This window comes from Streptomyces sp. NPDC048590 (assembly GCF_043199535.1).
In the GTDB taxonomy this organism is placed as follows: domain Bacteria; phylum Actinomycetota; class Actinomycetes; order Streptomycetales; family Streptomycetaceae; genus Streptomyces.
Window position 1 is genome coordinate 415108 of record NZ_JBICWC010000003.1, and the last position, 12724, is coordinate 427831.

General features: G+C 70.9%; 12 protein-coding genes. 7 read left to right on the forward strand and 5 right to left on the reverse strand.

Annotation, left to right across the window (positions count from 1 at the left end; translation table 11 throughout):
- Positions 1–199: 199 nt before the first annotated feature.
- Positions 200–871, forward strand: coding sequence for an endonuclease NucS (gene nucS / locus ACGFNN_RS10135; RefSeq protein WP_014154036.1), 672 nt, complete (start codon positions 200–202; stop codon positions 869–871).
- Positions 872–936: 65 nt separating this feature from the next.
- On the opposite strand, the gene ACGFNN_RS10140 is transcribed toward nucS, so the two are convergent.
- The 4 genes from ACGFNN_RS10140 to ACGFNN_RS10155 all read right to left on the reverse strand — a co-directional run bounded on the left by ACGFNN_RS10140 (position 937) and on the right by ACGFNN_RS10155 (position 5822).
- The gene (locus ACGFNN_RS10140) at positions 937–3411 is read right to left on the reverse strand and encodes an ATP-binding protein (protein ID WP_393554520.1); all 2475 of its coding nucleotides are present in this window, start codon (positions 3409–3411) and stop codon (positions 937–939) included.
- Positions 3412–3618: 207 nt separating this feature from the next.
- On the reverse strand, positions 3619–3942 hold the full coding sequence (locus tag ACGFNN_RS10145; RefSeq protein WP_362542252.1) for an STAS domain-containing protein: 324 nt from the start codon (positions 3940–3942) through the stop codon (positions 3619–3621).
- A 262-nt stretch (positions 3943–4204) separates the two neighbouring features.
- Entirely contained in the window at positions 4205–5053 is an 849-nt protein-coding gene (locus tag ACGFNN_RS10150; RefSeq protein ID WP_362665404.1) for a 3-hydroxyacyl-CoA dehydrogenase family protein, read from the reverse strand.
- A gap of 127 nt (positions 5054–5180) precedes the next feature.
- Positions 5181–5822 (reverse strand): TetR/AcrR family transcriptional regulator, encoded by a 642-nt coding sequence (locus ACGFNN_RS10155; RefSeq protein ID WP_393554522.1) that lies wholly within the window; start codon positions 5820–5822, stop codon positions 5181–5183.
- A gap of 82 nt (positions 5823–5904) precedes the next feature.
- Between ACGFNN_RS10155 and ACGFNN_RS10160 the strand changes: the two genes are divergently transcribed.
- Genes ACGFNN_RS10160 through ACGFNN_RS10170 form a run of 3 tightly spaced genes read left to right on the forward strand, consistent with a single transcriptional unit; the run spans position 5905 to position 8031 of the window.
- Positions 5905–6687, forward strand: a complete 783-nt coding sequence (locus ACGFNN_RS10160; protein ID WP_393554524.1) for an ABC transporter ATP-binding protein — start codon at positions 5905–5907, stop codon at positions 6685–6687.
- An 8-nt stretch (positions 6688–6695) separates the two neighbouring features.
- Positions 6696–7445, forward strand: coding sequence for an ABC transporter permease (locus ACGFNN_RS10165; protein WP_393554526.1), 750 nt, complete (start codon positions 6696–6698; stop codon positions 7443–7445).
- A gap of 13 nt (positions 7446–7458) precedes the next feature.
- The gene (locus tag ACGFNN_RS10170) at positions 7459–8031 is read left to right on the forward strand and encodes a cob(I)yrinic acid a,c-diamide adenosyltransferase (protein WP_393554528.1); all 573 of its coding nucleotides are present in this window, start codon (positions 7459–7461) and stop codon (positions 8029–8031) included.
- Here the strand turns inward: ACGFNN_RS10170 and ACGFNN_RS10175 are convergent, their stop codons facing one another.
- Positions 8032–8589, reverse strand: a complete 558-nt coding sequence (locus ACGFNN_RS10175) for a hypothetical protein (RefSeq protein WP_393554530.1) — start codon at positions 8587–8589, stop codon at positions 8032–8034.
- A 151-nt stretch (positions 8590–8740) separates the two neighbouring features.
- Here ACGFNN_RS10175 and ACGFNN_RS10180 point away from each other — a divergent pair, with 151 nt between their 5' ends.
- The 3 genes from ACGFNN_RS10180 (at position 8741) to ACGFNN_RS10190 (ending at position 12623) form a co-directional block, all read left to right on the forward strand.
- Positions 8741–9937 (forward strand): sensor histidine kinase, encoded by a 1197-nt coding sequence (locus tag ACGFNN_RS10180; protein ID WP_393554532.1) that lies wholly within the window; start codon positions 8741–8743, stop codon positions 9935–9937.
- Positions 9934–10584, forward strand: coding sequence for a response regulator (locus ACGFNN_RS10185; protein ID WP_393554534.1), 651 nt, complete (start codon positions 9934–9936; stop codon positions 10582–10584). The genes ACGFNN_RS10180 and ACGFNN_RS10185 overlap by 4 nt, the downstream gene beginning before the upstream one ends.
- Before the next feature lie 155 nt (positions 10585–10739).
- Positions 10740–12623 (forward strand): glycosyl hydrolase family 18 protein, encoded by a 1884-nt coding sequence (locus tag ACGFNN_RS10190; protein WP_393554536.1) that lies wholly within the window; start codon positions 10740–10742, stop codon positions 12621–12623.
- The last annotated feature ends 101 nt before the right edge of the window (positions 12624–12724 follow it).

A 12724-nucleotide genomic window follows, 5' to 3' on the forward strand; every position in this document is an offset into this window, starting at 1 on the left:
CGCTGCGTACACATGCGGCGACCTCCTGCTTCCACGGTAAGGGCGCAGTCCGGGCCGCACCAGGAGATTGGGAACACAACCGGCCATTGTCGAACACTCGCAAAGAGGGGCAAGCCCGATGCCCGGGGGTCAAGGGCCCCCTCGGACGATCCGGGCGGGAATCGCGTCAGGCACGGGTAGTCGAGTAGCGTTGCCGACCATGCGTCTCGTCATCGCCCGTTGCTCCGTCGACTACGCGGGCCGGCTCACCGCCCACCTGCCCTCCGCCCCCCGTCTGATCCTGGTGAAGGCGGACGGCAGCGTCTCGATCCACGCAGACGACCGGGCCTACAAACCGCTCAACTGGATGTCCCCGCCGTGCACCCTCAAGGAGGGCGCCGACGAGAACGAGGGCGTCTGGACGGTGGTGAACAAAGCGGGCGAGAAACTGATCATCACCATGGAGGAGATCCTCCATGACTCGTCCCACGAACTGGGTGTCGACCCGGGGCTCATCAAGGACGGTGTGGAGGCACATCTCCAGGAGCTGCTCGCCGACCGCATCGAGACGATCGGCGAGGGCTACACCCTGATCCGCCGGGAGTACCCGACCGCGATCGGCCCGGTCGACATCCTGTGCCGGGACGCGGACGGCGCCACCGTGGCCGTGGAGCTCAAGCGGCGGGGCGACATCGACGGCGTGGAGCAGCTGACCCGCTATCTGGAGCTGCTCAACCGTGATCCGCATCTGGCTCCGGTGCGGGGTGTGTTCGCGGCTCAGGAGATCAAGCCGCAGGCCCGTGTGCTGGCGACGGACCGGGGCATCGGCTGCCTGGTGCTCGACTACGACGCGATGCGCGGTATCGAGGACGACAAGCTGCGGCTCTTCTGAGACCCGGCCCCGCACGACGACGCCGCACGGATCCGGAGGACCGGGTCCGTGCGGCGTTCCGTCTCTCAGGCCGTGATCGCCGGTGCGGCGGTCCCGTCCCGCGTCGTGGACGCGGTGACTGTCGCCGTGGGTCCGCTCGCGGAGTCCGACGTCGACGGCTCGGTGGTGGTCTCCGTCTCCGAGGGTGTGGGCGAGGGGGACTCGGGGTCGGTGGGCGTCTCGGTCGGGGTCCCGGTCTCGGTGGGCTTGGGCGGCTTGGTCGTCTTCGAGGGCGACGGGGTGTGCGTCGGGCGGTCCGTGGTGTCGCTCTCGGACGGGGTGCCTGAGGGGCTCGTGCCGGGGTCCGAGGTGCCGGCGGACGGCGTGCCGCTCTCGGACGGGCCGGCGGTGCCCGACGGCCCCGGTGACGTCGGGCCGTCCGTGGACGGGGCGCCGGTGGCCGGGCCCGCGGTCGGCTCGTCCTCGGTGTAGCCGTCGTCGGCGCCGTCCTCGCCCGCCGACTGCTCGGTGGTGACGTTCTGCCCTTCCGGGTCCTCGCCGCTCCCCGAGGTGGCCCCGAGGGTCACCACCGTGCCGAGGACCGCGGCCAGGAGCGCCCCGGCACCCACCGCGACCAGGTTGCGCCGGGCCCCCTTGAGGACTCCGACGGGCCCTCGGGCGGGGGCGGCGGGCGGCAGTTCCTGACGGGTGATCAGGGTCGCGGAGGTCTCCGTCGGCCGGGGGAAGAGAGGAGTGGCCGGAGGGATGCCACGGGGAGGCGAGCTGGGCTCGTCCCTGGGCGCGAGGGGGATGTCCTCGCCGACGAGGGTGCTGGGCAGCGGTTCACCGGAGCGGTCGGCGACGAGTGCGAGCGCCCTGCGGCCGGCGACCGCGCCGGGCTTGTCGGCGAGCGCCCCGCGCATGCTGATGGAGGTCTCCAGTTCGGCCCTGGCCCTGTCCAGTTGACCGGTGCAGAGCGCGAGGATGCCCAACTCGTGGTGGAAGTAGGCCTCTTCCGCGACCTCACCGGCGATACGAGCGGCTTCCTGGCCTGTTCTGAGGCTCTTCTCCCAGGCTCCCCACTGCATGGCCGCCGCGAAGGCGGGAGCGGCGCTGCGGGCGAGCAGGACCGCCACGCTGGCCTGCCCCGGTGTGTCACCGGGGACGAGACGGGCCATGGCGGCGATGATCGCGTCGGCCTCGGCCGCCGCGCGCTCGGGCGTGACGGAGGGGTGCGCCGCCCACCAGGCGTAGTGCTGGGCGACGCTGCGGGCGTGTTCCTCGGCACCGTCGCCGTAGCCGCTCGCCTCCAGCTGCGCCAGGGCCCCGGCCGCGAGCCGGTAGCGGGGGCCGGCCGGGGAGAGCAGGCCGTTGCCGGCCAGTTCACCGAGGGCGGCGTCGGCGTGGGTGTCTCCCACGAGGGCCGGCAGATGGGCCTGGTGGGGCACCTCGCCGCCGAGTGCCACGGCGAAGCGCAGTGCCTCCCGGGCGGCCTCGCTCAGCCGTGAGGCGATCAGGGCGGCGGGCGCCGCACCCTCGCCGAGGCTGGGCAGCGGCATCCGGGCAGGCTCCGGCCGACGGCCGAAGGGTGCGTCCTCGGGGTCGTCGTCGTAGTCGGCGTGGTCGGCGTCGAAGGCCTCCTGACCGGTGCGCAGGTCGTCGTGGCGACGGAGCAGCGCCCCGGCCTGGACGAAACGCAGGGGCAGCCCTTCCGACTCGAACCAGAGGTCGCCCGCCCAGTTCGCCTCCTCCTCGGTGAGCGGGCGTTCCACGACGTGCTCCATGAGCTCGATCGAGGCGGCGCGGCCGAGACCGGTGAGGGGGACTTCGTCGAGGTTGGCCTCGGCCGACGGGGCGGGCGCGTCGGGGGCGGTGGCGAGGAGGAACGCGCACTCGGGGGTGGCGTCGAGAAGCTCCTGGAGCTGTGCCCCGCCGATCTCCGTGTCGTCGACGACGACGACGGCTCCGATCCCCTGGACGAGCGTGTGGAGGTCCTCGCGGTCGGGGCGGTGCAGCGGAGCCTCGTAGACGGCCTCGAACAGCGCGTGGAGCAGTTCACCGGCGGTGCGCTTGTGACCGGACAGCCGCACGATCCCGTCGGGCGCGAGGTCCGCGCAGTCGGCGGCGACGGCGTCGAGCAGGGCTGTGCGGCCGGATCCGGCCGGCCCGGTGAGACGGACCGAGCGTCCCCGGGCGAGCAGCCGTACCAGCTTCTCCCGCTCCTCCTCGCGTTCGAGGAGGGGCATCTGCGGGGCGGGCGGCCCGGGAGGGACGGGCGGCGCCGCCGCCCGCTCACGCTCCACGCGCCGGGCGGCGGTGTGCCGTACGGGTGCGTCGGGCTGCTCGCCCGGCCGGCAGGGCTCTATCTCGCTGCCGTCGACCGGGTTCACGGTGAGGAGGAAGTCACCCGATATCAGCTGCACGGTGCGTGACTTCTGCGGTGTCTGATGCCCGAAGTCGGGTGTCAGCGGGTCTCGGGACTGCCGTCGGCGCCCGCCGTCGTCCCCGGACCGGTCGTTGCCGTGACCGTACTCTTCCGGTCCCCGGTTGGTCGGGTCCATCCTCAAAAGCCCCCAGACGCGCAGCGCGCGGTTGTCCCTCCGGCTCCGCACGCCCGTCGTCGTCCCGGCCGGGGTGCGCCGGCGGGTCCACGTCCATGTGCGGACGGCCGAACCCTAAACCTTCGCACAGTATCTACGAACGGCTGGGGTGCCGCGCTGCCCCGGACATCACGTTCTCGTGAGGATTGTGCGGATGTCGCGGCGGCCTCAGACGCGTGGCAGGGAGTCCGCGGCGATCCCGCCCTCGATGGCCAGGATCCGGTGCAGTCTGGTCGCCACGAGCAGCCGCTGCATCTGCGGCGGCACGCCGCGCAGCACGAGACGTCGGCCGGCCCGGCCGGCTCTGCGGTGCGCGCCCATGATGACGCCGAGTCCGGTGGCGTCCCAGGAGTCGAGCTCGGTCAGGTTCAGCACGAGGTCCCCGACTCCGTCGTCGACGGCCGAATGCAGAACCGTACGGGCGTCCGCCGCGCTTCGGACGTCGAGGCGGCCCCCGACGACCAGCTCGGCGTGGTCGCCCCTGATGTGCATATGCGCTCCCCGGATATACCCCGTAGTGGTCGGTCTGTCTTGTTCTGTTCGTGCTCTGCTTCCCTTGCCACCACTGACTGCGTCAGCGACGGGGAAGTTGCCGTCTGTAAGCGAACCGATACCGAATTCACCCCGAGGGGTGAAACCGGTCCGGTGGTGTCCACCGGATCCGCGTACCTGACGGCGACGGATCCCGGTGCCCCGCGTCCGTTCCTCCGCGGATCGGACGGCCCGGGACACCGGTGGGGACACGGCCCCGTGATCAGTAGGTGTAGAAGCCCTGCCCGCTCTTGCGGCCGATGTCACCGGCGTCGACCATCCGGCGCATCAGCTCGGGAGCCGCGAACTTCTCGTCCTGGGACTCGGTGTAGATGTTGCCCGTGGCGTGCAGGAGGATGTCCACCCCGGTCATGTCGGCCGTGGCGAGCGGGCCCATCGCGTGCCCGAAGCCCAGCTTGCACGCGGTGTCGATGTCCTCGGCGGAGGCTACGCCGGACTCGTACAGCTTGGCCGCCTCGACGACCAGGGCCGAGATCAGCCGGGTGGTGACGAAGCCCGCGACGTCGCGGTTGACGACGATGCAGGTCTTGCCGACGGATTCGGCGAACTCCCGGGCGGTGGCCAGGGTTTCGTCGCTGGTCTTGTAGCCGCGCACCAGTTCGCAGAGCTGCATCATCGGGACCGGCGAGAAGAAGTGCACGCCGACGACCCGCTCCGGACGCTCGGTGACCGCCGCGATCTTGGTGATCGGGATCGCGGAGGTGTTGGAGGCCAGGACGGTGTCCTCCCGCACGACCTTGTCGAGCGTCCGGAAGATCTCGTGCTTGACCTCGAGCTTCTCGAAGACGGCCTCCACGACGACGTCCGCGTCGGCCACCGCGTCCAGGTCGGTGGTGGTGGTGATCCGGGCGAGCGCGGCCTCGGCCTCGGCCGCTTCCAGCTTGCCCTTGGCGACGAACTTCCCGTAACTGGCCTCGATGCCGCCGCGTCCGCGCGCCAGGGCCTCGTCGGTGACGTCACGCAGCACGACGTCCCAGCCGGCCTGGGCGGAGACCTGCGCGATACCGGACCCCATGAGTCCGGCGCCGATGACGGCGAGCTTCCTGGCCACGATTCGCACCCCTATGCAGTCTTGTACGTTGCATGCTCTCCGGCGGAGGTTAGTACCCGTGAGGGCCCGTGAGGCCGCGAAGAGATGCGCGTCACGTCTCACATGACGGACATCACACCGGTCGGTGTCACGCGACGGCGCGCCGGGCGTAGTTGAGGACCCGCTCACCAAGGAGGTCCTCCATCTCGTCCAGGAGTACCAGCGCGTCACGGGAGACCTCGACCGGATCCCGGCCCGCCATCATCTCCCGGCCGATGTACGCCATGAGCGTGCTGTGCACCCAGGACAGCTGACCCGCCACCAGATCCGGCACCGGGTCGCCCGGATCCGTCCCGGACTCCTCCCGGACGGTCGCCTCCAGATCCGCCTGGGCCTCCTGCCCGATGTGCCAGAGGCGGGCCTTGAGGCCGTCGGCCCCCTCGATGACCCGCATGAAGCTCGCGTATCCGGCCATCAGGCCGACGGCGGGCGAGACGCCCGTCACCTGGATCCGCAGCTCACGCAGGACGGCGTCGGCGGCGGACTCCCCCTTGCCGCGGCCCCGGACGTAGCGGGACAGGCGGTCGATCACATCGCTGCCCCGGTCCAGGAAGAGGTCCTCCTTGGCCGGGAAGTAGTTGTACACCGTGTTGACCGAGACGTCGGCCGCCTGGGCGATCTCGGCGATGGTGACCGCGTCGAAGCCCCGCTCCACGAAGAGTCCGGTGGCCACGTCGGAGAGGTGCTGCCTCGTCCGGCGCTTCTTCCGCTCCCTCAGCCCTTCAGTCATGCGCCCATCCTACGGATTTCATGGGCCCTCTGAATTTTTGGAGTCATTGCATTTTTTCACTGACTCTGTTTTTGTAGTCGCTATGCCGATCATCAGTACGTCCGGGCTCTCCCGGACCTTCGAGACCAAGGCGGGCCCGGTGCGGGCCGTGCGTTCGGTCGATCTGACCGTCATGCCCGGCGAGATCGTCGGCCTTCTCGGGCCCAACGGAGCGGGGAAGACCACCACGCTCCGGATGCTCACCACCCTGTTGGCACCGACCGGCGGGGCAGCCACCGTGGCCGGCTGCGACCTGGTGGCCGACCCCGCGGGTGTCCGCGCGAAGTGCGGCTACGTCGCCCAGTCCGGCGGGGTGGATCCGCACCTCGGCGTGCGGGAGGAGCTGGTCACACAGGGACGCCTGTACCGGCTCGGCAAGGCCGAGGCCGCCGCTCGCGCCGAAGAGCTGGCCGGGCAGCTCGGCCTCGGCGGCCTGCTGGAGCGCCGGACGTCCGCTCTCTCCGGCGGCCAGCGCCGCCGCCTCGACATCGCGATGGGCCTCACCCACCGCCCACCGGTCCTCTTCCTCGACGAACCGACCACGGGGCTCGATCCGGGCAGCCGCGAGGACCTGTGGGACCTGGTCCGGGCGCTCCGGGACGACTTCGGCACGACCGTCGTGCTCACCACCCACCATCTGGACGAGGCCGACGCCCTGGCCGACCGGCTGGTGGTGGTGGACGGCGGCCTGGTCGTCGCGGAGGGCTCCCCCTCAGCGCTGAAGTCCGCGTACGCCGGGTCGCCCGGCGCCTCGCTCCATGACGCCTTCCTCGCGATCACCGGGCGCACCCCGGCGGACGCGGCTCCCGCCCCCGTCGCCGTATAGGACCCAGGATGCTTCTCCACGACACCTCGCTGGTCTTCGGCCGGTACCTCCGGCAGACCCTGCGCTCCAGGTTCCAGATCCTCTTCGGGATCCTGATGCCGTTGCTCCACCTGCTGTTCTTCGGACCTCTCCTCACGGGCCTGCCGCTCGGTTCCGCCGGCGACTCCTGGCAGGTCCTGGTGCCCGGCCTGCTGCTGCAACTCAGCCTCTTCGGGGCCTCGTTCGCCGGTTTCTCGATCATCATCGAGAAGTCGACGGGAGTGGTGGAACGCATGCGCGTGACCCCTGTCAGCCGCCTCGCCCTGCTCCTGGGACGAGTGCTGCGGGACGCGCTGCTCTTCGTGTTCCAGGCCGTGCTGCTGGTGCTCGCCGCCCTCGCCATGGGGCTGCGCGCACCGCTGCCCGGCGTGCTGATCGGCTTCGCGTTCGTGGGCCTGCTGGCCCTCTCGCTGGCCTCGCTGTCGTACGCCCTGGCGATGCGGGTGCGCACACCGCAGGAGTTCGGGCCGGTGATCAACGCGCTCACCATGCCGGCGATGCTCCTCTCCGGCCTGATGCTGCCGATGACGCTCGGCCCCGCGTGGCTGGACGTCCTCTCGCACTTCACGCCGCTGCGCTATCTGGTGGACGCGGTGCGGGACGCGTACGTCGGCTCCTACGCCACGGCGCACATGCTGTACGGGTTCCTGGTGGCACTCGGCTTCGCCGTTCTCGCCGTGACGGTCGGCACACGGGTCTTCCGGCGAGCGGGAGCGTAACTACGCTGACCCCATGGTCAACCTGACGCGCATCTACACCCGCACCGGCGACAAGGGCACCACCGCCCTCGGAGACATGAGCCGGACCGCCAAGACCGATCTCCGGATCGCGGCCTACGCCGACACCAACGAGGCCAACGCCGTGATCGGTACGGCCATCGCCCTCGGCGACCTCTCCGAGGACGTCGTGAAGGTCCTCGTCCGGGTGCAGAACGACCTGTTCGACGTCGGCGCGGACCTCGCCACCCCGGTGGTGGAGAACCCGGAGTACCCGCCGCTGCGGGTGGAGCAGTCGTACATCGACAAGCTGGAGGCCGACTGCGACACCTTCCTGGAGGAGTTGGAGAAGCTGCGGAGCTTCATCCTTCCGGGGGGTACCCCGGGCGCGGCGCTGCTCCACCAGGCGTGCACGGTGGTCCGGCGTGCCGAGCGGTCGACCTGGGCGGCACTGGAGGCGCACGGCGAGATCATGAACGCGTTGACCGCGACGTACCTCAACCGGCTCTCCGACCTCCTGTTCATCCTGGCCAGGACCGCGAACAAGGAGGTCGGCGACGTGCTGTGGGTGCCGGGCGGCGAGCGCTGATCAGCGCCCGGAGCCCAAGGGCGCCTTGGGCTCCCGCTTCGGAAAGAGCGTGTAGCTGCCCGCGATGAGCAGGTTGATCCCGATCACCCAGAGCATCGTCCCCCTCCACATCTCCAGCGAGCCGGTGTCCCCTTCCTCTCCGACGTACCAGGCTGCCGCCTGGAGCAGGGCGATCGCGATCGCCGCCGCCAGGCTCCAGCGGGCGGCGGTGCGCCACTCGTGGGCTGCCCGCGCCATCCCGTACCTGGGCGGCCGCACCGGCGGCGGGCCGCCGGCGAAGCGGTGGGCGACCCTGGCGTCGACCCACTTGACGGTGGAGTGGCCGAGGGCGACGGTGAAGCCGATGTAGACCGCGGCCAGGCCGTGCTTCCAGTCCGGCTCGGCGCCGTTCCTGAGGTCGACGGCAGTCACCACGAGCAGTACGACCTCGAGCAGCGGCTCGCAGAGCAGCACGGCCGCACCCAGCCGGGGCTTCCTCGCGACGTACCGCAGTGCGAGCCCCGCGGCCAGCAGCACCCAGAATCCGATCTCGCAGAGCACGATCAGCGTGACGATCACGGTCCCTCTCCTTCCCGTCGGCTCCAGGTTCCCTCCCCGGCGGCGCCGTGGCGTCGTCGGCTGTGACGAGAGGCGACTGCATCCTTCGATGTAGGCGCGGCTCACTCTCCGTACGGACGTGGCGGGACGCCTCGCCGTGTTGGATGGACGGGTGCCCTCCCTCGCGCGCCCGCACCGCCACGACGTGATCCTGGCCGCCTCCGGGCTGTCCGGCGGTCTGTTCCTGTGGCTGGTCGGCATCCACATCCAGAACGGGCGGCTCTTCGACGCCCCTTGGGTGTCGCTGCTCCCGCTGGCGGTCACGTCGGGCTCGGAGCTGCTGCGGCGCTCCGCTCCCCGGACCGCTCTGACGGTGGGCGCGCTCGCACTGGTGGCGGACCAGTTCACCGTGGGCAGCCTGGCCACCGTGCTGATGTTCACAGACCTGGTGTACGCCGCGGTGCTGTACGGCTCCCCCGCCGCGTCCCGGCGGATCCCGGTGATCACGCTGCTCGTCACCGTCGCCGTCACGCTCGGCTTCGTGGCCTGGGCGCCCACGGCGGACGCCCTGCTCATCGGCATCGTCGTGGGCATGGTCTGCTTCGGTCCGGCCCTCACCGGCGCGAGTGTCCGCAACCACCGGGACGCCGCCGAGGCCGCCCGGCTCCGCGCCGACCAGACGGCGCTGCTCGCCGAGATGGACCGGGCCCAGGCGGTGACGGCGGAGCGGTCACGGATGGCACGCGAGCTCCACGACATGGTCGCCAACCATCTCTCCGCGATCGCCATCCACTCCACCGCGGCGCTCTCCATCGGCGATCCGGGCACGTCCCGGGAGGCTCTGGGGGTGATCAGGCGGAACAGTGTCGACGGGCTGGCCGAGATGCGCCGGCTGATCGGGCTGCTGCGGGAGAACGGCGCGGACGGTCCGCCGAGCGCCGCACCGACCCTCGCCTCGCTGGACGCCCTCGTGGGGCAGGCCGGTGCGAACTCCGCCTCCAGCGGGCTCACCGTCACCCTGGAGGACGCCCGCGTGGAGTCCGGACCGTTGCCCGCGCCGGTGGAACTGGCCGCGTACCGCATCGTCCAGGAGTCGCTGACGAACGCGCTGAAGCACGCGGCGCCCGGCCCTGTGGTGGTGCGGCTGGAGACCTCGCGCGCCGCGCTCGGCGTCGAGGTGAGCAGCGTGTTCGGCGACCGTCCCGGGCCGCGTGCGCCGGGCTCGGGGGCCGGTCTCCTCGGGATGCGGGAGAGGGTGGCGCTGTTGGGCGGGACCATGCGGGCGGGGCCCGAACCCGGCGAGAACGGTGTACGGATCTGGCGGGTGCGGGCCGAACTGCCCGTCGAGGAGAGGACGCAGGGAGCATGAGTATCCGTGTGCTCGTGGCGGAGGACCAGTCGGCCGTACGCGCCGGACTGGTTTTGATCCTGCGCAGCGCCCCGGACATCGAGGTGGTGGGCGAGGCGGCCGACGGCGAGGAAGCCGTACGCCTGGCCCGTGAACTACGGCCGGATCTGGTGCTGATGGACATTCAGATGCCGCGGCTCGACGGGGTTTCGGCGACCGGGCAGGTCGTGGCGGAGCGACTGGCCGACGTGCTGGTGCTGACCACCTTCGATCTCGACGAGTACGTCTTCGGGGCGCTGCGGGCAGGTGCGTCCGGCTTCCTGCTGAAGAACACGGAGGCGGGGGATCTCCTCGGCGCCGTACGCACGGTGGCGCGCGGCGAGGGCCTGATCGCCCCGGCCGTGACGCGCAGGCTGATCCGGGAGTTCGCGGACGCTTCCGCCGCGCGGGGTCCGGTCGCACCCGCGCCGGCGGCGCTGGCCGAACTGACGCGCAGGGAGCGCGAGGTGCTGGGCTGCCTCGGCCAGGGGCTGTCCAACGCGGAGATCGCGGTGCGGCTCTCGATGGCCGAGGCGACGGTGAAGACGCACGTCAGCAGGGTGCTGGGAAAGCTCGGGCTGCGCAGCCGGGTACAAGCCGCAGTACTCGCGCAGGAGTTGGATCTCTGAGCGACGAGCTCGATCTTTGGTCTGGACCTCTTGACGATTGGTCCAGACCTTCCTAATCTCACCGAACACGCTGCGGTGAGTACGCCATGACAAAGCGGGCTCAGGGCGACGCAGGGTCAGATCCCCGTTTGCCGGACCTCACCCGAGGAGCACCGTTGAGCACTGACAACCCCGTACGCCTCACCCGACTCAGATGGAGACGCGGAGCAGGCGCAGCCACCCGGTCCAGGACGGTCGCGGGTCTCACCGCCCTCCTGCTTCCCCTCGCCGCGATGGTCGGCCTGGCCTCCCCCGCCGAGGCAGCGACCTCCGCCACCGCCACATACGTCAAGAAGTCCGACTGGGGCACCGGCTTCGAGGGCCAGTGGACGGTCAAGAACACCGGCACCACCTCGCTCTCCTCCTGGACGATCGAGTGGGACTTCCCCTCCGGCACCGCGGTCGGCTCCGCCTGGGACGCCACCGTCACCAGCTCGGGCACCCACTGGACGGCCAAGAACCTCGGCTGGAACGGCACGGTGGCACCCGGCGCCAGCATCAGCTTCGGCTTCAACGGCACCGGCTCCGGCTCCCCCACCGGGTGCAAGCTGAACGGCGCCTCCTGTGACGGCGGCCCGACGGTCCCCGGTGACAGCGCGCCGTCCAAGCCCGGCACCCCGACCGCGAGCAACGTGACGGACACCTCCGCGAAGATCAGCTGGAGCGCCGCCACGGACGACAAGGGCATCAAGAACTATGACGTCCTGCGGGACGGCGCCAAGGTCGCGACCGTCACCACGCTGACGTACACCGACACCGGCCTCACCAAGGGCACGGACTACTCGTACACGGTGCAGGCCCGCGACACCGCCGACCAGACCGGCCCGGTCAGCGCCTCGGTCGCCGTACGCACCACCGGGACCACCGACCCCGGCCCCGGCACGGGTGACAAGGTCAACCTCGGATACTTCACCAACTGGGGCGTCTACGGGCGCAACTACCACGTGAAGAACCTGGTCACCTCGGGCTCCGCCTCGAAGATCACGCACATCAACTACGCCTTCGGCAACGTCCAGGGCGGCAAGTGCACCATCGGTGACTCCTACGCCGACTACGACAAGGCGTACACCGCCGACCAGTCGGTCGACGGCGTCGCCGACACGTGGGACCAGCCGCTGCGCGGCAACTTCAACCAGCTGCGCAAGCTGAAGGCCAAGTACCCCCACATCAAGGTGATCTGGTCGTTCGGCGGCTGGACCTGGTCCGGTGGCTTCGGCGCCGCGGCGCAGAACCCGGCCGCGTTCGCCGACTCCTGCTACAAGCTGGTGGAGGACCCCCGCTGGGCCGATGTCTTCGACGGCATCGACATCGACTGGGAGTACCCCAACGCCTGCGGCCTGACCTGCGACACCAGCGGCCCCGCCGCACTGAAGAACCTCGCCTCGGCGCTGCGCACCAAGTTCGGCGCCGGCAACCTGGTCACCGCCGCGATCACCGCGGACGGCTCGAACGGCGGCAAGATCGACGCCGCCGACTACGCCGGCGCCGCGACCAGCTTCGACTGGTACAACGTGATGACGTACGACTTCTTCGGCGCCTGGGAGGCCAAGGGCCCGACCGCCCCGCACTCCCCGCTGACCTCCTACACCGGCATCCCGCAGGAGGGCTTCAACTCCGCGGCCGCCATCGCCAAGCTGAAGGCGAAGGGCGTCCCCGCCAAGAAGCTGCTGCTCGGCATCGGCTTCTACGGCCGCGGCTGGACCGGAGTCACCCAGGCGGCGCCGGGCGGCACCGCCACCGGAGCGGCCCCGGGCACCTACGAGGCCGGCATCGAGGACTACAAGGTCCTCAAGAACAGCTGCCCCGCCACCGGCACCATCGCCGGCACCGCCTACGCCCACTGCGGCACCAACTGGTGGAGCTACGACACCCCGGCCACCATCGGTTCCAAGATGGCCTGGGCGAACAGCCAGGGCCTCGGTGGAGCGTTCTTCTGGGAGTTCAGCGGTGACACCGCCAACGGTGAACTCGTGAGCGCGATGGACAGCGGCCTCAACTAGGACGCCCCCACCCCCACCGAGCGGTAGCACCCCGAGAACGCCGGGGAGACAGGTCCGCCCCCTGTCTCCCCGGTTTTCGTCTGCCCTCGCCCGGATGCCGG